Here is a 26,297-nt window from a genome sequence, read left to right as displayed (position 1 = left end):
TTTACGATGAAAAGAAGAGTGCGTGAACAAAAGGGTATATTGGGGATCTGTATAGTGGCGCTTTTTTTGCTGCTTGTGATCGTATTTTATGCGGTTATCGGGGAAAAGAGCTATATCTCAGTGCAGGATAATCTTGATCTGTTTATGGCGCAGTTTGCCATGCTTAAAAATGAAGGCATTTTCTTTACACACGGTGTTTCGGCGCCTTTCCTTGGTGGTGTGTCAAGAGATGTTCTTCCAAGTGAGTTTTCTTTATACACGGTTTTGTATATGATTTTTCCCCCCTTTGTGGCTTATGTTGCAGGCTATGTGCTGAAAGTCATTATTGCGGTTATTTCATGCAGGTTGTTATTTCTTGATATTGTAACTCCCGATGAAGCTCGCTTTTACAATGTTTTTAGCACAGGCCCCAAGCGACCATTTCAGGAATTTATCGAAAAAAAGAAAGATCCACATGCTTCTAATCTTGCTTCATTGGTTGGTTTTTTGTACGGGGTGCTCAATCTTTTTCCTGCCTTTGGAATCCCGTTTGCGTCAGTTCCGCTGATAATATTCTTTTTGAGAAGACTCTACAAAGAGGTTGGACCTGAGACTGAAGCTTTACGTGCCATTGTTAAGGGCCGCAGATGGCTTTTTCTTATCTTTTTGTATCCCTTCATTTCATATTTTTCATACCTTGGCTTTTTTATTCTGGGATATCTGTTTGTGGCGATAATATGGCTGTGGATAAAAGATAAAAAGCTTTCCTGGAGTCTTGTCTTTGCACTAATACTGCTGGGAATCGGAAATGTTGTATTTGAGTACAGACTCTTTTCCATGATGCTGTTTTCAGATACCCAGACCATCAGAGAAACCATGGTTCAGACCTATCTGCCTTTTAAAGAAATAGTTGGTGAGTCATTTGATATTTTTGTAAATGGTATGATGCATGTGGATGACCTTCACAAGTTCTTTGTCATGCCTGTTTGTCTGTTATATCTGCTTGTGCTTAATGTCAGATACATAGTTAAAAGAGATATCAAGGGCATTTTTACGGATTATTACAACCTTTGCTTTTTAATACTTGTTTTTAACTGCCTTGTTTATGGACTTTACTATTCAAGGATAGTTGAGCATGTTATTGAGACTTTGATTCCACCGCTGACAGGATTTCAGTACAACAGAACTATATTTTTTAATCCTTTTTTGTGGTGCGCAATGCTCTTTATCCTGGTTTACAGGTTGTACCTTTTGGGCAAGGAGATAATTTCTGATCATGAAAAGCGACATGGCGCAAGATCTGCAGCATCTTACGGAGTGCTTGGAAGAGCTTTGGTTATAGGCTCTTACGTGCTAATAATGGTTGCTGTGATTATAGTTTTGGTTTCGCCGACCAAGTATAATGACCTCTACCATACAGCCAAGCTTACTGCAAGGGAAAAGGTTTTTGGTCATGAAAATGATGCCCTTAACTACGAGGAATTTTATTCGACAGCTCTTTTTAATGAGATAAAAACAGACCTTGGATATGAGAAAGGTCAGTACTGCGTAGCTTACGGCATGCATCCGGCAATTCTTGAATACAACGGAATATATACTTTGGACGGATATCTTGGATTCTATTCTCAGAGCTATAAAGAGGCTTTCAGGGAAGTTATTGCACCTGCCCTTGAAAGGGTGGAACCATCGAGAATTTATTTTGATGAATGGGGAGCAAGGTGTTATCTCTACTCAGGAACAGATTTGTCTATTGTCATGGCGACAAAGAGTATGACAGGCGTAACTGATAATGACATTTATATAAATTCTGAGGCACTTAAAAATCTTGGCTGTAAATATATCTTTTCACGTATAGATATATCAAACGCTGAAGACGCCGGAATTACACTGATAAACACCTATCAGAACGCTTCATCACCTTATACGATCTACGTTTATTCACTATGATTTGATATTTATTCGGTATCAGTTTAAAATGTTAGAGGCAAGTGCCATCTTACCGGACTACTTGCATATGAATTAAAAAGGGGAAAATATGGACAAGATAGCAGTACTTATTCCTTGTTACAACGAGGAAAAAACAATAGGAAAAGTAATTCGTGATACTAAAAAGGCTTTGCCTGAAGCTACGATTTATGTATACAACAACAATTCCAAGGATCGCACCGCTGAGATAGCTGAGGCTGAAGGTGCCATTGTGAGAAATGAATATATGCAGGGAAAGGGCAACGTTATCAGAAGAATGTTCCGCGAGATTGATGCCCTTGTTTATATCATGGTTGATGGTGATGACACCTATCCTATGGAGTCAGCGCCTGAGATGGTCGACCGTGTTCTTAATCACAATGCAGACATGGTTGTAGGTGACAGATTATCAAGTACCTACTATGAGGAGAACAAGCGCCCATTCCACAATTTTGGTAATAACCTTGTAAGAGGAAGTATCAACAAACTGTTTAATTGCAACGTAAGAGACATAATGACAGGTTTCAGGGCTTTCAGCTATGAGTTTGTTAAGACCTTCCCTGTTTTATCAAAAGGCTTTGAGATTGAAACAGAGATGACTATCCATGCCGTATACAACAATATGCAGATTGATAATGTCATTATTGATTACAGGGATCGCCCGGAAGGCTCAGAGAGTAAGCTCAACACTTATGCAGATGGTTTTAAAGTATTAAAAACAATAGCAAGGCTCTACAGAAGCTATAAGCCATTTGGCTTTTTCACAATCTTTGCAGTGCTTTTAACTATTCTTTCCCTTATATTCCTGGTACCTATTATTCAGGAGTATTGGATTACACACATGGTTCCGAGATTCCCTACACTTATCGTGTGCTGCTTTGTTTTGCTTGCAGCTGTACAGAGCTTTTTTGCGGGTGTTATTCTCTCAACTATGGCTATCAATAACAGGCGTGAGTTTGAGATGCAGCTCAATATGCTTCAGAGGCATAAAGAGACAGATCTTATGAAATGATGTTGGAAATAAAAAATGAGAAATGAAAAAAAGAAGCTTTTGTTCAGCGCTTCTAAAGATTTTGTATTTAGCGTATTAGCGTTAGTTATTTATAACGGTGTCCTTCAGCTGCTTATCTACCCGGGGCTTGAGTCAAGGGTAGGAGCGGATGCTTTTGGCACCGTTCTTTATTTGATATCAGCAGTGTCCATAATGGGAGCAGGATTTGGAACGGCAGCCAGTTATTCCAGAATGGTTGCCAAAAAAGACAGAACAGAAAGTAACGGAGACTACAATCTTTTTCTTCTGGCAGTTGCAGTAATATCTGTCTTTGTCTCTTTTGCAGCTCTTTTTATGCTTGGGAATCTTGAAATATCTTTATATATTCAGGTTCTCGTACTTATGGTAGTCACTGTTGTAAGGTATTACGCTGATGTTGAGTGGCGTATGACCATAAGGTTTAAGGACTATTTTTTGTTCTTTGGATCTGTTTCTGCCGGATATGTGATAGGTCTTTTACTGTACCCGATAACAGGAAGCTGGGCATTTACTCTTTTTGCCGGTGAATTTCTGGGAATAATCTATACCTTTATCCGTGGAAGTGTTTTCAGAAGCCCTTATACACAGCTCTCAGAGAGCTTTAAAGAGAATCTGAAATCTTTTGTATTTATTTCTGCAAGTAACCTTCTTGCGGCCCTTATCCTTCACTCGGACAGGATCCTCTTAAGACTTGTAGTTGGCGGAAGAGAGGTTACAGTATTCTACGCAGCAAGCCTTATAGGTAAGATCGTAGCTATGCTGACCACTCCTCTAAATGGAGTCATAATAAGTTATCTTACTAATTACAGGATCGAGTTTAACAAAAAGAAATTTGCACTTGTCAGCGCGGGCCTCCTTGTTCTTACATTGATCGGAGCTTTGATGTGCACAGGTGTGTCATATATTTTTGTAAAGATCATGTATCCTGACATTTTTTCTGAGGCGTCAAAGTATTTCTTTTTGGCAAATTTGGGTCAGATACTGTATTTTATCTCGGGCTCACTTATGGTCATGATCATGAGCTTTTCCAAAGAAAAAATGCAGCTTGTCATAAACCTTGTCTATGGCATAAGCTTTTGCCTTATAGTGATTCCCCTGACTTTTTTATTGGGGATAAATGGAATTGCCTATGGACTTGTGATCATAAGCCTTTTAAGATTTCTTTTGACAGTTATGATCGGAGTAAATAAATTATCTAAATAACGTTAATTTCTTAAGACTTTCTTAAGATTTGCGGCAGAATTTCTTAAGATTGGCGAGTTTCTCTTCACAAGATGATTTAAAGTGATACAATCAAATCGACAAATAATTTTATAGGAAGGAACGTGTTATGAAGAAAAGATTCTTAGCAAAAATAGCTTTTGTCCTGACTTTGACTACAGTCGTTACAGGTTGTGGTCTTTCAAATAGCGATGCAGCCAAGGCAACTGAATATGTAAATGATGAAACAGAAAACGCCGGCGAGTACTTAAGTGGAGATCAGGCTTATGCCTCAGATGGAAGTTCAGTCATAGTAGCTGATGGATTGATGGAACCGGCTCTTGAGGAGCCTGCAGCATCTGCGTCAACTTCAGTTGTAGATGCTGCTACAGCAGGAAGCTCAGATGTAGCAGCTTCTTCATCATCAACCGGAGCTTCCAAATCCGATTCACAGGCATCCGCAGCTGCAACAACAGCGACAACAGAGATAAACAGTACCAATGATGGCAAGACTGTCATGGTATTCTTTGGAGACAGCCAGTTTGCAAATGGCAGAAGTGAGGGAACAGATATTCCTCATCTTATCGGCCAGAGAGTTCCGGACAGTGAGGTTTACAATTTAGCCATTGGCGGCACAACCGCAGCTCTTGAACTTTCAACATCAGAGATTGATCCTGCAAAGTTTACATCTAACTGCTTCCTTGGTATGAGCTACGCTTATACAGGGACAGCAGACAGAAATGCAGTACTAGCTGACTATCCTGAAATACTTCAGACCATGAACAGCATAGATCCTGACCGTGTAGATTATTACTTTATCGAGTATGGCGCTAACGATTTCTTTAACAGGATCCCTCTTGATCCTACTCAGTATGATGGCAACAAGATCCACACTTATTATGAGGCTCTGAGTCAGGGAATCAGCAACCTTAGAAAGAGAAGTCCCAATGCAAAGGTTATTCTGGTTACCCCATTCTACGGAGTTTATAAGGATGAAAATACCGGAGCTATTATCGGAGATACATACGTTGTAAGTAACGGTATTGATACACTTGCCAATTACGCCAGAAAGGCTGTAAACGTTGTAGAGGATGACAACATGGTTGAGTTTGATACAATGTTCCAGACTCACTGCGATCTCTACATTGACACAGCAGAACAGTACCTTATGGATGGTGTTCACCTTACTTTAACAGGAAGACAGATCTTTGCAAGACTTATGGCCCATCTTCCCAACTGGATGGAAGGATTCGAACCATATGCTTATCTCGAAAATGACTTCATCAAGATAAGCGAGTTTGACCCGAATGAGAACTACCGCTACAGAGATGACATGCTTCACGAGTACTACCCTGAAGCTTACGAAAAGATGATGAACGGCGAGTACAGATTGGCTAAGCCGCAGAATTGATAAATAAAAATACCCATGAGATTTTTCTCATGGGTATTATTTTATTCAAGGTTATCGCTATAGTTATTTACGTACGGAACGACTGTATCAAGTGCTGATGGCACATCTGCTGTTTCAAGAAGAACTATGTCAGGATGATAGTATTCAAGAACTTCATCGAGCTTTTGGAGGTTGTCCCAGTGAATGGACAGGGTCTCTGAAAAGCTCTCTGCTATATCATCTTTTAAGAACATTCGAATGAAACTGTCATTTATCAAAAGGATTTTCAGGTCATTGCCACAGCTGTCATTGGTGTAGTAGTGAGTGTGCTCTTTGTAGGTGAGCTTTGCTACAAAATCTTCATCAAGCTCATCTGTTTTTTCTACAGCCTTTGGATCTGTGATAGTGTATGTGGGTTCAACTTCAGGAATAGGATAGTGGAGGCCAAAAGTGTTAAGTGTTGATTCTAAGGTCCCTATCTCATAATCATCTTCATTTAATGATTTCAGAGAAGTATGATCTTTGGTTATTGTATCCATAATTGAGCGATAACCAATGTAGGCGCCTGCCTGATTCCAGTGGATGGTATCTGTGATCTTGTAGTAAATATCTTCATCTTTATGAGCTACCATGAGATCATAGATGGGTATCATTTTGACATCTGTTGCTGTCTGAATTTCTTTTCCCACTTTAAGAGCATTGGTTTCCGTTGAAAATCTGTTTATACCTTTGAAGTATTTTTCCGGATAAATAGTTTCCTTGGTATAGGTCTGCATATAGTAAAAATCGATGCCCATTTCACCTAAATGGTCTGAAAGCTTTTGAAGAGATGAGGCATAATGAGCTGTTTCATCATCAGTGTAAGGGTTACTTACCTGAAATGATGAAATGTGGTCAGATGTTGAATCAAATATTTCGCCCTCATCATTGGCTTTGATGCTGCTGTTGGTAAGCCTTCCAAACAGGAGATACTGAAGCCTGGAGTTAAGGATCACGAGAAGAGATCGGCCTCTTACATTATCACTTATAAAGCTGTCAAATTCTGTATTGAAGCTGGTGTTAAAACCATTTTCATCATAGATCACAGGAGGATTGGCGTAGTAACGGTTTTCCATATCTGCGACCCTGTCAATCTCTCTGTGGGCTAAAAGAGCCGGGAAAAAGGTACATATGAACATTATTAAAATAAAGGATAGATTTATTTTTTTTCTCATGAGAGCCTCTTAAAACTGGAAGTATATAAACGGGTTATATGTTGAAGTCATAATGTACATGCAGGATATAGCAAAAAGAACAAGTGCGATAACATTGGCACAAAGATCTTTTGAAGAAAGGGAAAGCTTTCCTGATGTCTTTATCCAAAGACTCTTTACAACAGGTGTTGAGCAGAGGATTCCGACAACAAGCATGAAAACGTAATATCTGTCAAAATACCAGGATGGTTCAAATCCGACACGGTTTATCTTAAGAAGACCAAATAGTGAGCGGATGTAGCCTGCAGCGTAGGTGATGCTTGGGGATCTGAATACTACTAGCGTCAGATGCCATATGAGAAGCGTGTAGACATGCCCGAGTTTTCCAAGCTTTTTAGGGAAGTTTGTGGCTTTTTCAATGCAATTGATAACAGCCATTGAAAGTCCCCAGACAACATATGTGTAGTCGGCGCCGTGCCAAAAACCTGTCAGAAACGAAACAACAAATATATTAAAGAAGCCTCTCAAAGTTGAAACGCGGCTTCCACCAAGAGGAATATATACATATTCTCTAAACCATGTGCCAAGGGTCATATGCCATCTTGTCCAGAGTTCACGGTAGGATTTTGAAATGAATGGATAGTTGAAATTTTCAGGGAAGGTAAAGCCCATCATTCTTCCAAGTCCGATGGCCATATCTGAGTATCCGGCAAAGTCGTAGTATAGCTGCAGTGAGTAACTGATAATACCAAGCCAGGCAACGATCAACCTGTGCTCATCCGGTTGTATATTAAATATCTGATCTGCAACAACTCCGAATGAATTGGCAAGAACAGCTTTTTTAGCAAGACCGACTGTGAATTTCCTAAGGCCTGATGCTATGTCGTCAGCTGTAAACTGCCTTGATTCAAGCTGATTACAGATATCTTCATATCGGACAATGGGACCTGCTATGAGCTGAGGAAACATTGATATGTAAAGAGCTACAGTAAGAAAGTTCTTATTTGGTGTAACTTTTTTGCGGTAGCAATCGATCACATAGGACATTCCCTGGAAGGTGAAAAAAGAAATACCAATAGGAAGAAGTACAGGCTGAAGATTAAAACTTTTGCCTGTGATCTTTTCAGCTACATCAGTGAAAAAGTTGAAATACTTCCAATATCCAAGCAAAAATACATTGGCAAGAACAAATAAGGAAAGGGCTATCTTCCTGGACTTTTCGGCTGTGAACTTAAGCATTGACAAGCCGCCAAGATAGTTGATCACAATGGATGCAAGCATTATTGGAAGAAAAGAAATTCCTCCAAAGGCATAAAAAAACAAGCTCGTAATTAAAAGCCATACATTACGAGCTTTTCCACGAAGTAGATAATATAATAAAAGAGTTACGGGTAAAAAAACAAAAATAAACGTTACTGAACTAAATACCAAAGCTGTTCACCTTCAAATATATTCTTTATTTTGAGCATAAAAATTATATCAGTCGATATTGGAAAAAACAATGATATAATACAAGTTTGTTGAAGAAAAGGGTGGGGTGTTGTATACTACTCTTATTGTTAAAACACTAACTAAGAAGAGGAAAGTTAGATGAAAAAAGTAATTATTATCGGGGCAGGCCCTGCAGGACTTACAGCGGCATATGAGCTCCTGACTAAGTCAAAGGATTATCAGGTAGTTGTTTTCGAAGAAACTGATCAGTTCGGTGGTATTTCCAGAACAGTTAATTATAAAGGTAACCGTATGGATATGGGTGGACACAGGTTCTTTTCAAAAGTTCCTGAGGTCAATGAGTGGTGGCAGAAAATGCTTCCCCTTCAGGGAGCGCCTACATACGATGACATTGTTTTAGACAGGCCTATGACAATGGCAGAGGGCGGTCCTGATCCTGAGAAGACAGACAGAGTAATGCTTCGCAGAAACAGGGTATCAAGAATCTTTTTTGACAGAAAGTTCTATGATTATCCAATCTCACTTAAGGTCGAAACTTTTAAGAACATGGGCCTTGTCAAGACAATAGCCTGTGGATTCTCATATTTGTGGGCTATGATCTTTAAGAGAGAAGAGAAGTCTCTTGAGGATTTCTATGTAAACAGATTTGGTAAGAAGCTCTATTCAATGTTCTTTGAGTACTATACAGAGAACCTTTGGGGTAGACACCCATCAGAGATCGATCCGTCATGGGGAGCCCAGAGAGTTAAGGGCGTATCAATCCTTGCAGTTCTTAAGAATGCTTTCCGCAAGAAGTCAGGTAAGACTGATGGAAAGGTGGAGACATCTCTTATCGAGGAGTTCAGCTATCCTAAGCTTGGACCTGGCCAACTGTGGGATGTCACAGCAGCTGAGATAAAGAACCTGGGCGGCACCATCGTTTGTAACGCCAAGGTTACCAAGATCAGAAAACAGGGTGATCACATCAAGGGAATAACATATCTTTTTGATGGAAAAGAGATGGAGATTGATGGCGATATAGTAATAAGCTCAATGCCTGTTAAGGACCTTGTTGAGGGAATGAACGATGTTCCTGCAGAGCCGCTTAGAATTGCCAAGGGCCTTCCATATAGAGATTATATGACTCTTGGAGTTTTGGTTCCCAAGCTTAACCTTGAGAACAAGACCAAGATTAAGACTATAGGTAATATCGTTCCTGATAACTGGGTTTATGTTCAGGACAGAACAGTTAAGATGGGACGTTTCCAGATTTATAACAACTGGTCTCCATACCTTGTAAAAGACCTGGAGAATACAGTTTGGGTTGGACTTGAGTATTTCTGCTTTGAAGGTGATTCAATGTGGAATATGACTGAAGATGAATTTGCCGAAATGGCAATTGGAGAGATGGTTACACTTAATCTTATCAGCAGCGCTGATGAGGTTATCGATTATCACATGGAGAGAGTTAAAAAAGCTTATCCGGCTTACTTTGATACTTATGAAGAGATGGATAAACTTGTGGATTATCTCAATACCATAGATAATCTGTATTGTGTTGGACGTAATGGTCAGCACAGATACAACAACATTGATCATTCAATGTGTACTTCTTTTGAGACGGTTAAGAACATTCTTAGTGGGGAGACTGATCGAAGTAATATATGGAATGTCAACACTGAGAAGGAATATCACGAATCTGATTCAGCACCTGAAGAAGAGGTTGAGGTAGATTGAGTTTTATGGGTGTGGCAATAGTGTCACACCCTTATTTTTATAAAAGATTTTAAGAGGTTTAATTGTGAAAAAGATTAGTATTTTAATACCTTGTTTTAATGAGGCGGAAAACGTAGAAGGAATATCCAAGGCAGCAGAGGAGGTTTTAGTAAATAAGCTCCCTGAATATGACTATGAGATCGTGTTTATAGATAATGCATCCACAGATGGCACAAGGGAAAAGATAGAAGCTATCTGCGCCGGTAACAAAAAGATAAAAGCAATTTTTAATGTTACAAATTTTGGACAGTTCAATTCTCCGTTTCATGGCATGTGTTCACTGGATGGAGACTGTGTTATTCCAATTTGTGCAGATTTCCAGGATCCTGTTGAGCTTATACCTGTTTTTGTGAGAAAATGGGAAGAAGGACATAAGATTGTAAGTGGTGTTAAGTCATCAAGCAAAGAGAATGGATTTATCTATTTCCTCAGAAGCTGCTATTACAAGATGATAAAGAATATGTCCAGCGTTCGTATGATAGAGCATTTCACAGGTTTTGGCCTTTATGATAAAACATTTATCCAGCTTCTTAGACAGCTTGGTGATCCAATCCCTTTTATAAGAGGAATTGTTGCCGAGTACGGCGAGGGCTTTAACATGACAACAGTTGAGTATGAGCAGCCTCAGAGAAGAGCGGGAAAGACACACAACAATTTTTATACATTGTATGACGCAGCTATGCTCAGCATCACTTCATATACCAAGGTGGGCTTAAGGCTGTGTACAATTGCAGGATTTATTTGTGCTCTTGTGGATCTTATCGTTGCTTTTGTGTACCTTGTATTAAAACTGACACATTGGTATAGCTTCCATGCAGGTTACGCACCAATGATCATTGGTATGTTCCTGATTGGCGCTATCCAGCTATTTTTCATAGGCCTTATGGGTGAGTATATCCTTAATATCAACACCCGTGTGATCAACAGACCTATTGTAGTTGAGGAGAAAAGAATCAATTTTTAAGGGGAATCCGCTATGCAGTTGGTATCGACAGAATTCTTTATATTTCTTCCTATAGTTGTAGTGATTAATTTTATAATCCCGAGAAAGTTTAAGTATATCTGGCTTTTGATAACCAGTTTATTCTTTTACGCCAGTATTGATGTTAAGAGCGCAGCAGTGCTCATAGTTTCAATTGCACTATCTTATGGTTTCGGGCTTTGGATTGAGAAAAGTAAACAGAAAAATGCTGCAGGTAAAGCAAGTGTGAAGGTTCTTGCCTTTGCCATAGCGGTCCACATTGCGGTGCTTATCGCCTGCAAGTATCTGAATTTTATTGAAAAGACCTTTCTATCACTGTCAGGCAGATTGGAAGATGCAGTAAATTTAAATCTCATTGCGACTCTTGGAATTTCTTTTTACATGTTAAAAATCATCGGATACCTGATTGATGTATACCGAGGAGATCTCATTGCGGAAAAGAATCCTCTTAAGTTTGGGCTATACGTATCTTTCTTTCCACAGATAACGCAGGGACCTATCGAAAGAGCCAAAAATATGCTGCCACAGTTTAACTTCCCTTTGACTGTTGACTATGACATGCTTAGGGATGGACTTTTGGAAGTGATCTGGGGATATTTTTTAAAGCTTGTGGTTGCTGACAGACTGGCAATTTTCGTTAATAACGTGTACATGTATCCTGATGAGGCTGTCGGTTTTACAACCCTTGTCGCTACATTGTTCTATACATTTGAAATATACACTGACTTTGCAGGATATTCACATATCGCGATTGGTATTTCAAGGATCCTTGGAATTGAAGTAATGGATAACTTTAATTGCCCATACCTTGCAAGCAGTATTGCAGGTTTCTGGAGAAGATGGCATATCTCACTCTCTACATGGTTAAGGGACTATCTGTACATTCCGCTTGGCGGAAACCGAAAAGGTACAGCAAGGAAGTACCTCAACATCATGATCGTATTTGCTGTCAGTGGGCTTTGGCACGGAGCCAATTGGACATTTGTGGCATGGGGACTTTTGCACGGCCTGTTCCAGGTTACAGGCTATGTCCTAAAGCCTGTCAGAGACTTTTGTGTGAATGTGTTTAAGGTAGAAAGACATGCCTTTTCACATAGAGCACTGAAAATAATGGTGACCTTTTTACTTGTTAACTTTGCGTGGGTTTTCTTTAGGGCTACATCCATTTCACAGGCCCTTCTAATAATTAAGAACAGTTTTGTGTTTACACCCTGGATGCTGGCCGACGGCAGCCTTTTTAAGCACGGACTTGATAATGCGGACTTCTTCGTGGCGATTGTGGGACTTATCATTGTGATCGTCACAGATATAGTGAGCTATAACGGTTTTGTTATAAGAGAGAGGATCCTTAAGCAGGGCATCTGGATCAGATATGTCATTGGAATTGCAGCCATTGTTGCAATCCTCATCTTTGGAATCTGGGGTCCCGGCTACGACAGCGCAGCATTTATCTACCAACAGTTTTGATGATATAGGAATTCAAAATCAAATGTGGCTCCATGCTCGCATGGAGAGCAATCCGTATATCATCAAAAAGTATAATATTTCAAGGAAGTTTAACCATGAAAAAGACACTGATTAACATTCTTAAATCAATAATCTTTCTGCTCCTGCTTGGTCTTGCCATTTTAGCTGCGATCGTGATCCTTAAGCGAAAAGACAGTGATTATAAATACACCGATTTTTTTAACGAAGCTAAAAAAGATAACATAGACGTACTTTTTATGGGATCATCCCATGTAATTAATGCCATTAACCCGGTATTCCTTTTTGAGGATTATGGAATAACCTCTTATAACATGGGCGGACATGGCGCAATGCTGCAGGCTACTTACTGGGAACTTAAGGAAGCTCTTGAGTACTGCACACCAAAGTGGGTTGTTGTGGATGCTTACATGCTTGAGAAAAATATCAGGTACCTGGATAACAGAGAAGAGTTTGATGATGAGGATGAGGTAAATACTGCAGTTGAGCAGCTCCATCTCAATATGGATGCCTGGCCTTTAAACGATCTTAAAAGAGAAGCCATAGATGACCTTATCCAGAGAAAAAGCGTTAAAAATGAGTTCTTATATGAGTTTATTATTTACCACAACCGTTGGAAATACTTAAATGAAAATGATTTTAAGACAATAACGGGAACAGCAGAAAGAAATCACCTCTTTGGCGCAGAGATGAGATATGATGTGGAACTTGAACCTGAGCAGCATCCTGATGTTACAGAGGCAGATCTTTTGACAGAGGATACTGTTGGAACAGAGTATCTTGAGAAGATTATCGAGCTTTGTCAGGACAAGGGGATAAACGTAGTTACGACATTTATTCCCTTTGCAGCCGGTGTAAAAGACAAGGCGGCAGCTATAAGGGCCGGAGAGATATCCGAAATGTATGATGTTCCTTATATCAATATGCTGGAAGAAGATGTGATAGATGTTAATACCGATCTTAATGACCGCAGTCACCTTAACGTAGTCGGAGCCAAAAAAGTTTCTGATTACATGGGACAGTGGCTTTCAGACACAGGAGATCTTACAGATCACAGAGGCGATGACAGATACGCATATTGGCAGCAGTGTGTAGAGGATTTTAATGAAGAACTTGATGATGTTCTTTTCACTGAGGACAATCTTTATATTAAGCTTGACCTTCTTTGCCTTGAAGATTACAATTTCGTGCTGTATGTAAACGATGGTTCACCTGTATTTTTGGATGATTATCTAAAGAGAATGGTGATCAAGTCTTCTATGACCAACAAGATTGATACCACCACCGGACCATATATTCTGGTAAAAGACAACTCTCATGACAAGATGTATGAGGCAAGTGAGGGCGATAGCCTGAGTGGCATGAGTACAGCGCTTGGCACTCTTAACTATCAGCCTGTTGAGCACTATTTCAGGCTCTTGTATTCTGATGAGGATCAGGATACCAACTATCTCTATGATGATATTCATTATCTGGAGGATATTCAGCTTATCATCTATGATGAAGATGGCGAGATCTTAGAGCACGATTATTATAAGTCAAACGGAACCAATTACGTGCGTTGAATATACGTTAATACTGTTAATTTTTTAGTTATAAATGGAGGTTTTTTATGAACGATAAGGTTTGTATCGTAGGAATTGCAGGAGGAACAGCTTCGGGCAAAACAACAATTGTCCGCATGATCAAGGAAAAATTTGGGGATGACATTGTTGTTATCAATCATGACTCATATTATAAGGCTCACAATGATTTATCTTATGAGGACAGGACAAGGCTCAACTATGACCATCCTGAATCATTTGATACAGATCTTCTCATCGAGGATGTTAAAAAGCTTAAGAACAACATAGCGATCGATGTGCCTGTATATGATTACACTATCCACAACAGAGCAGATCAGACAGTTCACGTAGTACCTAAAAAAGTAATAATCCTTGAGGGTATTCTTATCCTTGAAAACAAGGAACTTAGGGATCTTATGGACATTAAGGTGTTTGTTGAGACAGATGCAGACGAGAGACTTATGCGCAGAATCCGTCGTGACATGGTTGAGAGGGCAAGAAGTATTGACTCTATTCTTAAGCAGTATACAGAGACAGTTAAACCTATGCATGAGCAGTTTGTTGAGCCTAGCAAAAAATATGCTGATATCATCATCCCTCGTGGTGGAGAGAACATAACAGGTATCAGTATTCTTCAGGAGCATCTTAACCTTATGATGCAGGGATAAGGGGATAAAAAGTTGATTTCGATTGTTGGTGAGGTAGTTAAGTTAATATTCTGGCTTTTTTGTGCGCCGTTTTTAATTGGAGTTTTATTCAATTTTATATTGCCAAAGGAAAAGAAAAGCCTCGGGGTAACTTTCCTTTTGGGAGTCCTTATATACCTGGCCTGTTTTGAAGTGATCGCCATATACTGTATGACTACGATCATGTACAGTGCCTTCGCATATTGTGTGAAGTATTTTTTGATACTTGCATGGATACTGATAGCACTTGGAATTGCGAGAGCCTTTTATGCCCTTTATGTAAAAAAAGACAGAAGTTTGATCTTTAATACTGAGGCATTAGGAGAATTGAAAAAGCAGGCCAAACTGGAAACAAAGATTTACTGGCTGATATTTTTTGCTCTTGTGATATTTCAGCTTGTGATGGCTCTGGTAATGGCAAGTTTTGATGGAGATGATGCCTATTATGTTGTGGAGTCTCTTCTTGCCCAGCAGGCGGATGTTATGAACACTATCCTGCCATATACCGGCAATTCGACATCCCTTGATATCAGGCATGCACTGGCAGTGATAACTATGTGGATAGGCTTTATAGCCAAAGTCAGCGGAGTTCATGCAACTATCGTTTCACACTCGGTTATTCCGCTTTTATTCATTCCACTGGTTTATCTTGTTTATGTGGAAATAGGGAAAGCCTTATTAAAAAGCAGACAGGACATGGTGCCTGTTTTCATGATAATCGTAAGCTTTCTTATGATGTTTGGAAATGTTTCCCACTACACGCCTGCCACATTTTTCTTAATGAGAACATGGCAGGGAAAAGCCATGGTCGGAAATCTGGTATTTCCGCTTATTTTCTGGATCTTCCTTGAAATGTATGGAAGTGTCAGAGGAAGTAACAACGAAGAACCAGCTTCTGTGGATAAGACGGCTGCAAAAAGAGGTTATTTGTGGATAATGCTTGCGCTTGTGAATATGCTCTCAGGCATGTGCAGCGCCATGGGCGTGATCTTCGGCACAGGGCTCATTGCACTTTTAACACTGCTTTTATTGGTATTTAGCAGGAATTTCAAGGTGATAATTGGAGCGGCACTTAGTGTTGTGCCAAACCTCGTATATCTGGCCCTTTATTTTTCAATCTGGACAAGCGGAATGTGATGAGGTGACCATTTATGTATGGAATATTCATGGAGTGCTTTGTTGCTCTTAAACTATATGGCGGAAATGGCGTGCTGCTTTTGATGTTTGTGGCAGCAGCTCTTTTTATAACGTTTTGTGAAAAAGACATAAAAAAGAAAATAGTACTTGGAATATTGCCCCTAGTAATTCTTGTGGGATTTCTTTTCCCTGTTACGAAGATCGTGTATGTAGCTCTATTTGATGATGGAAGCGATACATATTACAGGATACTGTGGCTTATTCCTATGTACATAGTGATAGGTTATGGCGCCTGCAAGGCTCTGATGGGGATAAAAAGAGAAGCAGTTAGAAGAGGCATTTTTGCTTTGATGGTTCTGGTAATCGCAGTTACAGGCTCTTTTGTATATGCCAATCAGTATATGTCTGTGGCAGAAAATCTCTATCACATTCCTCAGAATATTATCGATATCTGCGATGTTATAGCTCCGGATGAAGGAGAGCCAAGAGTTCGTGCAGCTTTCCCTTCAGAGCTGGTTCACTTTGTAAGGCAGTATAATACCAATATTCTTATGCCCTATGGACGTGAGATGGTGGTAACTCAGTGGGATTACTATAATGCAGTTTACGAGGTTATGGAAAAGCCTGAAGTTATAGATGCCAAGGCGCTTTTGGAGGCCACAAGGCAGACGAAGTGTCATTACATTGTTCTTTCCGATAGCAGAAAGATTAATGGCAATCTTTCTGAAATGGGACTTACCGTAGTAGAAAACATGCACGGATATACGATTTATTCTGATCCTGAGGTTCAGTAATACTATGAAGAGAAACAAGCAGCTTATTGGTATATGTGCGATTCTTGTTCTGTTTTCAGGCATATGCTTCGCACAGACAAAAGTTGAAAAAAATAATGCCAGCTCGCCTGTTGTTATCTCGGAAGTGTGCACGCATAATACCTCTGCAGCTTACGATGACAATGGGGATTATGGAGCAGATTACATAGAGCTATTCAACAGGTCGGACTCTGCAGTGAGCCTTCTTAACTGGGGACTTTCTGACAGTAATAAGGATCTTAGAAGATTTATTTTGCCGGATATAAGTATTGAGCCCGGCCATTGCATAATAGTTTGGTGCAATGAGATTACAGATGATACGGATGCTTATCTTGAGACGTACGTTCCTGTTGATGTTCATGGTGTAAACTTCCATCTTTCAAACGGAGAGAGATGTATTCTGACTGATGAGGATGGGAAAGTTGCAGATTCTGTTGCAATCCTTGAGGATCTTCCAAGGAATAAGTCTTACGTAAGGTTTTTAGATGACCTAAATGGGTGGGAGGTTTCTGATTCATCACCTTATAGGGTGGAAGCGAGAGTTCTTTCTTCTGAGAAAAAAAGTCTCAAAATGCCGACTTTTTCTCTTCCCGGAGGTTGGTTTTCAGAAAATGTTGAAGTTGAATTAAGTGCAGAAAAGGGAGACATATACTATACTTTAGACGGGTCAGATCCCGATGAGACTTCAATAAAATATGATGGCCCTATAACTGTTACAAACAGGTCGGAAGAAGAAAACATCTACTCCGCTATAGGCGATATTGCTGCGGAAAATGACTACCTTCCAGAGGAGCCTGTGGACAAGGGGACTGTTATCAAAGCTGTTGCAATTACAGAAGATGGAGCAAGTGATGTAAGCTCACAGACCTATTTTGTTGGTCTTGATGATAAAGCTTATGAGGGCCTTAATATAGTATCAATTTCTTTTTCACCCGATGACTTTTTTGGATATGATAAAGGGATTTATGTGACCGGAAAAGTTCGCGAGCTATTCCTTAATAAGGTTAACATGGATCTTTATTCCGGTGATTCTTCGCAGTTTTTCAATTTTGCCAAAAAGGGAAGAGGATGGGAAAAAGAGGTTAACGTAGAAATCTTTTCACCGGAAAGAGAACTGCTACTGGAACAGAAGGCGGGAATTCGTATTCATGGTGGATGGACCAGGAATCAGAACCAGAAGAACTTCCAGATCTATGCAAGGGAAGAATACGATGGAAACGCCAGGTTTAACTATGACTTTTTTGACAACGGAGCATCGTACAGTAAGCTCATGTTAAGAGCCGGTGGTTCTACTGATATTTTCGTTACAAAGTTAAGGGATGCATTTATCCAGTCTCTTGTAGCTGACAGAGCTATAGGAACCCAGAGGACTATTCCTTGTGCCGTCTTTTTAAACGGAGAGTACTGGGGATTTTATCATCTGCAGGAGACCATTGGCACCAGCTACATTAATCACTATTACGGAGTGGATGAAAATAATATCATCATCGTCAAAAATGGTGAGAGCCGGACAAACAGTCCGGATGATGTGAAGTTTTATGATGAAGTTGTTTCTTTTGCCAGAGATAATGACATGTCAGTTGAAGCCAACTATCGAAAGATAGAGGAAATGGTGGATATTCAGAGTCTTATAGATTATTACGCCATTGAGACATATGTTGGCAATTCGGATGCCTACCAAAATAACTATGCCGTATGGCGCAGCAGGGATCCGGGATTTGGCGAGTATGAGGACTGCAGGTGGAGATGGCTTTTATTTGACCTGGATGACTCCTGCGGCATGAACATGGATGCCAACACTGCTGACATTGATTCCTTTGTGACAGGTAACTGGTATGACAATAATCCTTTAAACGGAGACGTTTTGTTTTCAGCTCTCATTGAGAATCAGGAGTTTAAGAACAGATTTGTAAGTTCCTTTATGGAGATTGCAACAAACAACTTCAGATATGAAGACGTTTCAGGAAAGCTCTGGAATATGGCAAGTCAGTACAGCACTGCTATAATTAATTCAAACAACAGATTCAGAGGGGATGTGCAGCTCGAGGAATACCCTCTGTATGAGAATTATGAAGCCCCCTATGATGAGGCTGATTTTGCCGAGGATATAGGCTGGATTGATACATTTTTCAGAGAAAGAGCTGATTACATAATTCAATATATGCTTGATGACCTGGGACTTGGCCAGGGCTGAGAGCAGCAATTTATAAAAAGAAAAGAAGTAGCAATATTTATGGAAAAAGAAGTACAGGAATATTTAGACAGAGTGCATGAATCGGATTTTGCTATGCTCTCTGAAGTTGACAGGATTTGTAAGAAATATGGAATACAGTATTATCTTCATGGGGGAACAATGCTTGGAGCCGTAAGGCATCAGGATTTTATTCCCTGGGATGATGATGTGGATATTCTCTTTTTGAGAAAGGATTACGAGAGATTTTTAGAGGCTTTTGAAAAAGAGGCAGATACAAGGTTTAAGCTCCTTAGATTTGAAAGGTATCCACAGTTTTTTGATTTTATCACCAAGATTGCAGATATGGATCTGACATATGAGGGTACAACCTTTGGAGCAGAAGATTTCTATGAGAATAGGTACTCTCATCCGACTTTGGATCTTTTTGTTTTTGATAAAGAGGCAGATGCTCACAAGTGGCAGCTTACAAGGATGAAGCTTTTGTATGCCCTTGCCATGGGACACAGGCCTTACGTTGATTATGGCAAGTTCAAGGGAATAATGAAGTTGGCAGCATTTGTGCTTGCTGCTATTGGAAGAGTAGTTCCGTTTAAGAGTATTGCTAATAGTTATATGAAGCTGCAGACTCTTGGGGGAATAGCAAGTTTAGGCGATGACTACAGGACTTTGTTCATATCCAATGAACAGCCTGACCCGAGATACTGGGGACTTGATTTTGATGCGGAGCACCTTGTGAACGGTCCTGATACAGCTCTTATCAGGGGAAAAGAATTTCCTATCCCCAAGCTCCACGACAAGTGGCTTAAAAAGACCTATGGAGATTACATGGCACTTCCGCCAGAGGACAAGCGTGTGCCAATGCATGTGAATATTATAAAAGAGTGATCTTTTTTGAGAGGATTTATTATGAAGACAGTAGCACTTATCATAGCCGGAGGCACCGGTGCAAGAATGCATCAGGATATTCCGAAGCAGTTTTTAACAGTCAACGAAAAGCCTGTTATCGTTTATACACTTGAGGCATTTCAGAATCATCCGGAGATTGACTCTATCGCAGTTGTATGCGTTGAGGGTTGGGAGCAGATGCTAAGGGCTTACGCCAAACAGTTCAATATAACCAAGCTTGAATGTGTAGTTCCCGGTGGTGAAAACGGACAGGGCTCAATCAGAAATGGTGTATATGAACTTGAAAAAACTTTTGACAGGGATACCATCGTGCTTATCCACGATGCCATTAGACCAATGGTTTCTGCAGAGATTATTTCTGACTGCATTATGAAGACCAAACAGTATGGTAATGCCATTACGGCTATTCCTTGTGCTGAGGCCATGCTTACAACCGAGGATGGCGTGGTTTCTGAAGAGTCCTATTCAAGGGATAAGCTCAAAAGAACTCAGACTCCGCAGGGATTTAAGCTTGGAGAGATCTGCGATCTTCACAGACAGGCCCTTGAAAAGGGCATCACAGCTTCTGTTGCGTCCTGTACTCTTATGATAGAGATGGGCAAAAAGGTATATTTTTCTCAGGGGTCAGAAAAGAATATCAAGCTCACAACAGTAGATGACATCGACATTTTCAAGGCACTTCTTATGAGCAAGAGAAGCGAGTGGCTTAAGTAAGGGGAGTTATGTTATTTAATTCTTATGAGTTCATACTGGCGTTTTTGCCGGTGTTTATTATTGGATTCTGTGCCATAAGGCATTACTTCAGAGAAGATGAAAAGCTGATGAGGCTGTGCAATTTGTGGATAATTGCAGGCTCATTGGTTTTTTATACCTTGTTTGGAGTGAATAATCTCGTGATTCTTATCATAAGCATCTTGTTTAATGCTCTTGTGATACGATTTATGAATGGCTCAAAGATTCTATTGGCTGTTGGTATAACAGGCAATGTGCTTATTTTACTTTCATTTAAATTCTGTGGCACTTTCCTTCCTGTTGCCATTAGTTTTTATACTTTTAATCAGATATCGTATCTTGTAGATCGTTTCAGGGGAGAAATAAAAGACTTTGATCTTCCTGAATATCTTTCTTATATCTTGTTTTTTCCAAAACTTCTGCAGGGACCGCTCATGGGTTATGGGGCTTTTGATGAGCAGCTAAAAAAAGCTTTGAAAGAGCACCTGGATTTTGAGTATTTAATGAGAGGAATCCTTCTTGTCTCCATCGGACTTTTTAAAAAAGTAATTCTGGCTGATACTATTGGTAAGGCCGTAAACTACGGATATGAAAGTCTTGCAACCCTTGGCTGGTGGGAGGCAGTGCTGGTAGCAGTTTTTTATTCCTTCCAGCTTTATTTTGATTTTAGCGGATACTGCGATGTGGCCAGTGGAATCTGCATGATGACAGGTTTTGAACTTAGTCTTAACTTTGATTCTCCATATAAGGCTCTTAATATCATAGATTTTTGGAACAGATGGCACATAACTCTCACAAAGTTTTTTACCAAGTATATCTATATTCCACTTGGAGGAAGCAGAAAAGGTGCTGTAAGAACATATGTTAACATTTTGATCGTGTTTCTTTTAAGTGGTTTGTGGCATGGGACAGGCTGGACATTTATTATCTGGGGAGCTATGCACGGAATCCTCAATGTGGTTACAAGAGCGTTGGGAAATGTGGATTTCTTCAAAGCAAAAAAAAGCTTTGGTGGATATCTCATAAATATTTTAAGGCGTACCTTCACATTTATCTATGTGACAGTTGCCTGGGTATTTTTCAGGGCTGGTACTGTCTCAGATGCGTTTTTATTGTTTGGCCGTATGATAAGCGGTGGAATAAGACCTTACTACAGCGATTTTGCTAACTTCTTCAGACTTGACGAGATATGGTATGTGCTAAAAATGACACCAGTCGTTAGATTTAACTTTTCCTGGGATCTGTGCATGTGGCTGTTCCTTTTTGGCTCTGCAATTATCGTGTTCTTTGGAAAGAGCGCTGTGAATTATGCAAAGGAGTGCAGGATAGGAGTATTCACAACTCTTTTGTCAGCTCTTTTGCTGGTGTGGTGCATATTGAGCTTTGGCGGAGTCAGCACCTACCTATATATGAATTTCTAAGGCGAATATTTCGAGGTTGATTATTTTAGATGGAAAAAGACAAGAACTATAAAAATCTTTTTATAATGCTTCTGGCTTTGATGCTTATGGCCTTTGCGGCGTGCTCAGCTCTTGTAGTGTATGTGGATCCTTTTTTTCACTATCATACTCCATTAAAAGGGTTCCCATACGTTGTTGACAACCAGCTGAGCCAGAATCCTGGAATGGCCAAAAATATGGAGTATGAGGGGTGCATCATTGGCTCATCCATGACTGTTAATTTCGATACAGACGATTTTAAGGAACTACTTGATGTAAACACAGTTAAGCTCAGCTATAGCGGTGCCTACCCAAGGGATGACTACAACATCCTCTCTATCGTATTTGATAAGGATACTTACGCCAGGAGAAAAAATGATGTGAAAGCTGTGTTTTTTGCCATGGATATACCGACAATGACAGCTGACATAAACGCTACAAAGTATCCTCTACCCGAGTATCTTTATGACTCAGATCCTATAAATGACGTGAAATATCTTTTGAATAAAGATGTAATATTGCAGTATATTATGAGGCCTCTCATACAGGGACAGGGGTCAGATCTTTCTGAGATCTACAAGAGCTGGTGGACTCCTGATTACTACAATATTCAGTGGGTTATGCACAATTACGACGAGCCTTCCTATGTGGAAGAGGAAACATCTTTTGATACTCTTTTACCACAGACAAAAGAAAACCTGGATGTGAATATCCTGCCCTTTGTAAAAGATAATCCTGACACGGAGTTTTATTTCTTTTTCCCACCCTACAGCATTTTGTACTGGCATAATGTGATGCAGGAAAATACTTTTGAAGCGACCTTTAAACAGTATCAGTATGTGGCAGATGCTCTGCTTGAGTATGACAATGTTCATTTATTCTATTTTCAGACTATGCCTGAGACGCTGGATCTCAACAACTATGCGGACTACACACATTACAAACCCGACATTAACAGATTTATGGTAGAATGCTTTAAGAGTGGAGAATATGAGATAACATCTTCTGAGGATATGGCAAAAGAGCTGACTAAGATGCGCAGCATGATAGATGACTTTGATTTTGATGAATTGTTTTCCACTGAGTGGTAAAAAAGATTATAAGGATGGTGCTACATAAAATGAGTAGAAGAGATGAGAATGATCAAAGGCAGATCCCTATGTGGGTCCATATTGCTTTGGCGGTTATTATTGTCGGAGTTTTAGCTTTTTCGGCATTTAAGCTTTGGAAGTGGAATATGGGAACTGCCAAGACTGAAGGAGTAACCGGTGAGAGCTATGAGATAGAAGTTCTGGATCAGATATTTCTTTTGTCTGAGGATAAGAAAGCAGGGCATGAGGATGATGGCACAGAGACTATTCTTTTCCTTGGCAATGATGCTCTTACTTATGACACAAGTGAAACAGGTGTTACTGCTAATGTGCAGTCACTTATCCCCGGATCAAATTGCATAAATGCTGGCTTCCCTGCATCTACTGTGGCACTTAAGAACGCTACATACACTGATGACTACGGTCTTGATGCCTTTAGTTTTTATAATGTTGCAAAGTGCATATATGACGAGGACTTTGATCAGCTTATAGAAAAAGCTACATTATTTCCTGATTCTCAGTACGATAAGAGCGCAGAGGCTCTGAAGGCTCTTGATTTCAATACTGTAGATACTCTTGTGATCTTCTATAATGCGCAGGACTATTTAAGCCTTAGGATCGGAATGAATCCGGACGATGATAGCGATCCTGTTACATACAGCGGTGCTCTTAATGCAGGCATCAAGCTTATTCAGGAAAAATATCCTTTTATAAGGATCGTGTGTATGTCATTTCCTATGTGTTATGCCTATGATTCATCAGGACAGCTTGTGAGCGGAGACAGATTTGATTTTGGAAACGGTAAGCTCACAACATATCTGCAGTTCATGATCGATGTATCCGGAGCTACAGGCGTTTCTTTTGTGGATAACTATTATGGAACAATCGATGAGGATAACAGCTCCTCATGGCTTTTGGATAACGTTCATGTAAATGCTGACTGTAATGCATATATGGCGGAGCATTTTGTGAGAGTGATATATCCTGAATATACAAGTGGAACTGGGGAGAACTGATAATGATAGAGAACTTGACCAAAAAATACTGGAAACTTGCTGCGTTTTTATTTGTCTTTGCGGCAGCTTTATACTCTGTTTTCATGTCTGAGCAGCTTACCAATAATCTTGATGGCTACTGGCAGCAGGAATATTATGTCGGCAATAACTGGGAATTTACTTGTGGAAGATGGTTCATTGTAGTTCTTGATAAGCTTTTATTGGGAGTACATATTGATCCGCTTGTTTCACTGGTTTCAATAGTGTTGTTTGTACTTGGATTCGTACTGGCTCTTGATCTTTTTGATATTAAGAGCGGACTGCCTGCTTTTTTGTGCGGGGCCATATTCCTTTCATCAGCACCTGTGCTTAGTATACTGGGATATAAGTTCTGCTCATCTCATTATGCTTTATCATTCTTTCTTTCAGTACTTGCAATGTACCTGGTTGGAAAGGTAAATGCTAAACTATGGCCTATAATTGCAGGCGGAGTTCTTTTGTGCCTTAGCCTTGGAATCTATCAGGCTTTCCTCGGAACAGCGGCAGTTGTGGCATTTTTCTATATTATTTCTGAGATATTTTCAGGAAAAAGCTTTGGAGATAGCTTTAAAAAGGCATTGAGGCTTCTTGGTACTATCATCCTTGGCGGTGTTTTATATACGATAGTTACCAATATTGTTTTAAAGGTAACAGACCTTGGACTTACTGATTTCCATGGTGCGTCTGAGGTAGGCGTTGGAAGTATTTTCCTTTCTCTTTTGGAAGTTGTTGGAGGAATGTATTCCTTTATCTGGGAGGCAAGTTATATAAACATTCTTGATAACAACGGCATCGATCTTTTGATAAAACTTTTTGTTGCGGTTGTTGTTATTTATCTGTTTGTGAACATATTTAAAAAGGACAGGAAAAATGCAGTTCTTTTTGCTGTTTTGGTTGCTCTTCTTCCGGTGGCGGCCGATGCTGTACTTATCATTTCAAGGGAGACAGAACCTCAGATACACATGTCTCTTGCTGTGTATATGATATTGCCGTTTTTGATTCTTATTGCCATGAAAGAGATTGATGTGGCAAAGCTTGTACGCGGACTTGTGATCGCTTTTGTGGTTCTGATAATATATGGAAATTCCATGCAGGTTATTGTGGATCAGTATGCGATGCTTGAGGGCAAAAAAACAATGCTCACATTTGCAAACATGGTTGTATCTGACCTTGAGGACATGGGAGCACTGTCACCTGATATTGAGTATTTCATTATCGGAAAACCTTATTCAAATGGCCTTTATTACAAAAACGAGCTGCAGGACAGGGCCCTTGGCTATGCCAATGTGGGTGATTTTATCCTTGATGAGATCGGAATGCATGCATATTATGACGGACTCTTTAGGAAAACTCTTGGACTTAATATGAATATTTCAAGAGATTACTATGAGGACAAAGCTTACTCAGAGTATCTTGCTGATATGCCCAGCTTCCCTAATGAAGGCTATATCGTAAAATGGGACAATTATGTGATCATCAAGATGAGTGAGCCTTGATGAAGTTACTGATAACAGTTTTAAGAGAGAGATAATTATATGAAAAAGAGAATCAATCTGACAGATATTCTGCTGCTTCAGAGTGCGGTGGTTGTTTATTCCCTCTCCACAGTGGCAGCTAATCTGGCATCGAAATATGAATTTTTATCAACGGGATATTTATTGTTTTTTGGACTTGAATTTATTATTCTTGCTGCCTATGCGCTTATCTGGCAGCAGATGATAAAGAGGTTCCAGTTGTCTGTGGCATATGCCAATAAGGCCATGACTTTGATGTGGTCAATGCTTTGGAACTTTATAATCTTCAGCCAGGGAATCACACCCTTTAAAGTAGTGGGCGTGGTGCTTGTAGTTATAGGTGTTGTAATTATGAATACCGGCGCTGTGAAAGGAGAAGGAGAAGATGATTAATATTTTCTTTTTTCTAATGATCGTATCTGAGTTCATAGCCTCAACATCTCAGATGCTTCTTAAGCAGAGCGCCGGAAGAAAGTACTCATCATTTATCAGAGAGTATTTAAACGGCCTGGTTATTGGCGGATATGGCCTTTTGGTCTTATCTATGGTGATCTCTATTTTCTGTTATGATGGCCTTGGTTACATGGGGGTTGTAGTCATGGAGCCTGTCGGATATATCATCGTTATGTTTATGTCCAGATTCTTTTTCAGGGAAAAGATAACAACCAGAAAGCTTATAGGAATGATCTTTATAATTGCGGGAATCGCTGTGTTCTACGCGCTGGGGTGAGCGTTAAGTTTGATGAAGTGACTTGT

22 protein-coding genes are annotated in these 26,297 nt (G+C 39.8%); 20 read left to right on the top strand and 2 right to left on the bottom strand.

Annotated elements, in window-relative coordinates:
- The first annotated feature begins 6 nt into the window (after positions 1-6).
- The 4 genes from G585_RS0108775 to G585_RS0108760 all read left to right on the top strand — a co-directional run bounded on the left by G585_RS0108775 (position 7) and on the right by G585_RS0108760 (position 5,585).
- The gene (locus G585_RS0108775) at positions 7-1,926 is read left to right on the top strand and encodes a DUF6044 family protein (protein WP_022774413.1); all 1,920 of its coding nucleotides are present in this window, start codon (positions 7-9) and stop codon (positions 1,924-1,926) included.
- Between the two features lie 88 nt (positions 1,927-2,014).
- The gene (locus G585_RS0108770) at positions 2,015-2,956 is read left to right on the top strand and encodes a glycosyltransferase family 2 protein (RefSeq protein ID WP_022774411.1); all 942 of its coding nucleotides are present in this window, start codon (positions 2,015-2,017) and stop codon (positions 2,954-2,956) included.
- A gap of 15 nt (positions 2,957-2,971) precedes the next feature.
- Entirely contained in the window at positions 2,972-4,177 is a 1,206-nt protein-coding gene (locus G585_RS0108765) for a lipopolysaccharide biosynthesis protein (protein WP_022774410.1), read from the top strand.
- A 127-nt stretch (positions 4,178-4,304) separates the two neighbouring features.
- Positions 4,305-5,585 (top strand): SGNH/GDSL hydrolase family protein, encoded by a 1,281-nt coding sequence (locus G585_RS0108760; RefSeq protein WP_022774409.1) that lies wholly within the window; start codon positions 4,305-4,307, stop codon positions 5,583-5,585.
- A gap of 41 nt (positions 5,586-5,626) precedes the next feature.
- Here G585_RS0108760 and G585_RS0108755 read toward each other — a convergent pair whose 3' ends face one another.
- Together G585_RS0108755 and G585_RS0108750 are read right to left on the bottom strand one after the other, a co-directional pair.
- Positions 5,627-6,778, bottom strand: a complete 1,152-nt coding sequence (locus tag G585_RS0108755) for a DHHW family protein (RefSeq protein WP_022774407.1) — start codon at positions 6,776-6,778, stop codon at positions 5,627-5,629.
- Positions 6,779-6,787: 9 nt separating this feature from the next.
- On the bottom strand, positions 6,788-7,996 hold the full coding sequence (locus tag G585_RS0108750; protein WP_196802900.1) for an MBOAT family O-acyltransferase: 1,209 nt from the start codon (positions 7,994-7,996) through the stop codon (positions 6,788-6,790).
- Positions 7,997-8,347: 351 nt separating this feature from the next.
- Between G585_RS0108750 and G585_RS0108745 the strand changes: the two genes are divergently transcribed.
- From G585_RS0108745 to G585_RS0108670, 16 genes are all read left to right on the top strand, one after another.
- Positions 8,348-9,925 (top strand): NAD(P)/FAD-dependent oxidoreductase, encoded by a 1,578-nt coding sequence (locus G585_RS0108745; RefSeq protein WP_022774405.1) that lies wholly within the window; start codon positions 8,348-8,350, stop codon positions 9,923-9,925.
- Between the two features lie 64 nt (positions 9,926-9,989).
- The gene (locus tag G585_RS0108740) at positions 9,990-10,928 is read left to right on the top strand and encodes a glycosyltransferase family 2 protein (protein WP_022774403.1); all 939 of its coding nucleotides are present in this window, start codon (positions 9,990-9,992) and stop codon (positions 10,926-10,928) included.
- Positions 10,929-10,940: 12 nt separating this feature from the next.
- A complete protein-coding gene (locus G585_RS0108735) occupies positions 10,941-12,413 on the top strand; it encodes an MBOAT family O-acyltransferase (protein ID WP_022774402.1) in 1,473 nt (490 codons plus the stop codon).
- Positions 12,414-12,508: 95 nt separating this feature from the next.
- Positions 12,509-13,996, top strand: a complete 1,488-nt coding sequence (locus G585_RS0108730) for a hypothetical protein (RefSeq protein ID WP_022774401.1) — start codon at positions 12,509-12,511, stop codon at positions 13,994-13,996.
- 47 nt (positions 13,997-14,043) lie between these two features.
- Complete coding sequence (gene udk, locus G585_RS0108725; RefSeq protein WP_022774399.1) at positions 14,044-14,664, top strand: uridine kinase; 621 nt, start codon at positions 14,044-14,046, stop codon at positions 14,662-14,664.
- A gap of 12 nt (positions 14,665-14,676) precedes the next feature.
- Positions 14,677-15,819, top strand: coding sequence for a DUF6077 domain-containing protein (locus G585_RS0108720; protein WP_022774398.1), 1,143 nt, complete (start codon positions 14,677-14,679; stop codon positions 15,817-15,819).
- Positions 15,820-15,833: 14 nt separating this feature from the next.
- On the top strand, positions 15,834-16,613 hold the full coding sequence (locus G585_RS0108715; protein ID WP_022774396.1) for a hypothetical protein: 780 nt from the start codon (positions 15,834-15,836) through the stop codon (positions 16,611-16,613).
- A 4-nt stretch (positions 16,614-16,617) separates the two neighbouring features.
- Complete coding sequence (locus tag G585_RS0108710) at positions 16,618-18,825, top strand: CotH kinase family protein (protein WP_022774395.1); 2,208 nt, start codon at positions 16,618-16,620, stop codon at positions 18,823-18,825.
- A 39-nt stretch (positions 18,826-18,864) separates the two neighbouring features.
- Positions 18,865-19,710 (top strand): LicD family protein, encoded by an 846-nt coding sequence (locus tag G585_RS0108705; protein WP_022774394.1) that lies wholly within the window; start codon positions 18,865-18,867, stop codon positions 19,708-19,710.
- Between the two features lie 21 nt (positions 19,711-19,731).
- The gene (locus G585_RS0108700; protein WP_022774392.1) at positions 19,732-20,445 is read left to right on the top strand and encodes an IspD/TarI family cytidylyltransferase; all 714 of its coding nucleotides are present in this window, start codon (positions 19,732-19,734) and stop codon (positions 20,443-20,445) included.
- A gap of 8 nt (positions 20,446-20,453) precedes the next feature.
- The gene (locus G585_RS17650) at positions 20,454-21,884 is read left to right on the top strand and encodes an MBOAT family O-acyltransferase (protein ID WP_022774391.1); all 1,431 of its coding nucleotides are present in this window, start codon (positions 20,454-20,456) and stop codon (positions 21,882-21,884) included.
- Positions 21,885-21,913: 29 nt separating this feature from the next.
- A complete protein-coding gene (locus tag G585_RS0108690) occupies positions 21,914-22,993 on the top strand; it encodes a hypothetical protein (RefSeq protein ID WP_022774390.1) in 1,080 nt (359 codons plus the stop codon).
- A 29-nt stretch (positions 22,994-23,022) separates the two neighbouring features.
- Positions 23,023-24,009, top strand: coding sequence for an SGNH/GDSL hydrolase family protein (locus tag G585_RS0108685; protein WP_022774388.1), 987 nt, complete (start codon positions 23,023-23,025; stop codon positions 24,007-24,009).
- A 2-nt stretch (positions 24,010-24,011) separates the two neighbouring features.
- Complete coding sequence (locus G585_RS0108680) at positions 24,012-25,523, top strand: glucosyltransferase domain-containing protein (RefSeq protein WP_022774387.1); 1,512 nt, start codon at positions 24,012-24,014, stop codon at positions 25,521-25,523.
- Positions 25,524-25,562: 39 nt separating this feature from the next.
- Positions 25,563-25,934: a hypothetical protein gene (locus tag G585_RS0108675; protein WP_022774386.1), complete on the top strand. Its 372-nt coding sequence runs from the start codon at positions 25,563-25,565 to the stop codon at positions 25,932-25,934.
- A complete protein-coding gene (locus tag G585_RS0108670; RefSeq protein ID WP_022774384.1) occupies positions 25,927-26,271 on the top strand; it encodes a hypothetical protein in 345 nt (114 codons plus the stop codon). Before G585_RS0108675 ends, G585_RS0108670 begins: the two co-directional genes overlap by 8 nt.
- The last annotated feature ends 26 nt before the right edge of the window (positions 26,272-26,297 follow it).

Source organism: Butyrivibrio sp. AE2015 (assembly GCF_000420825.1).
Lineage (GTDB): Bacteria > Bacillota > Clostridia > Lachnospirales > Lachnospiraceae > Butyrivibrio.
The sequence above is the reverse complement of the archived record's forward strand: the minus strand, read 5'-3'. Positions and strand labels throughout refer to the sequence as shown.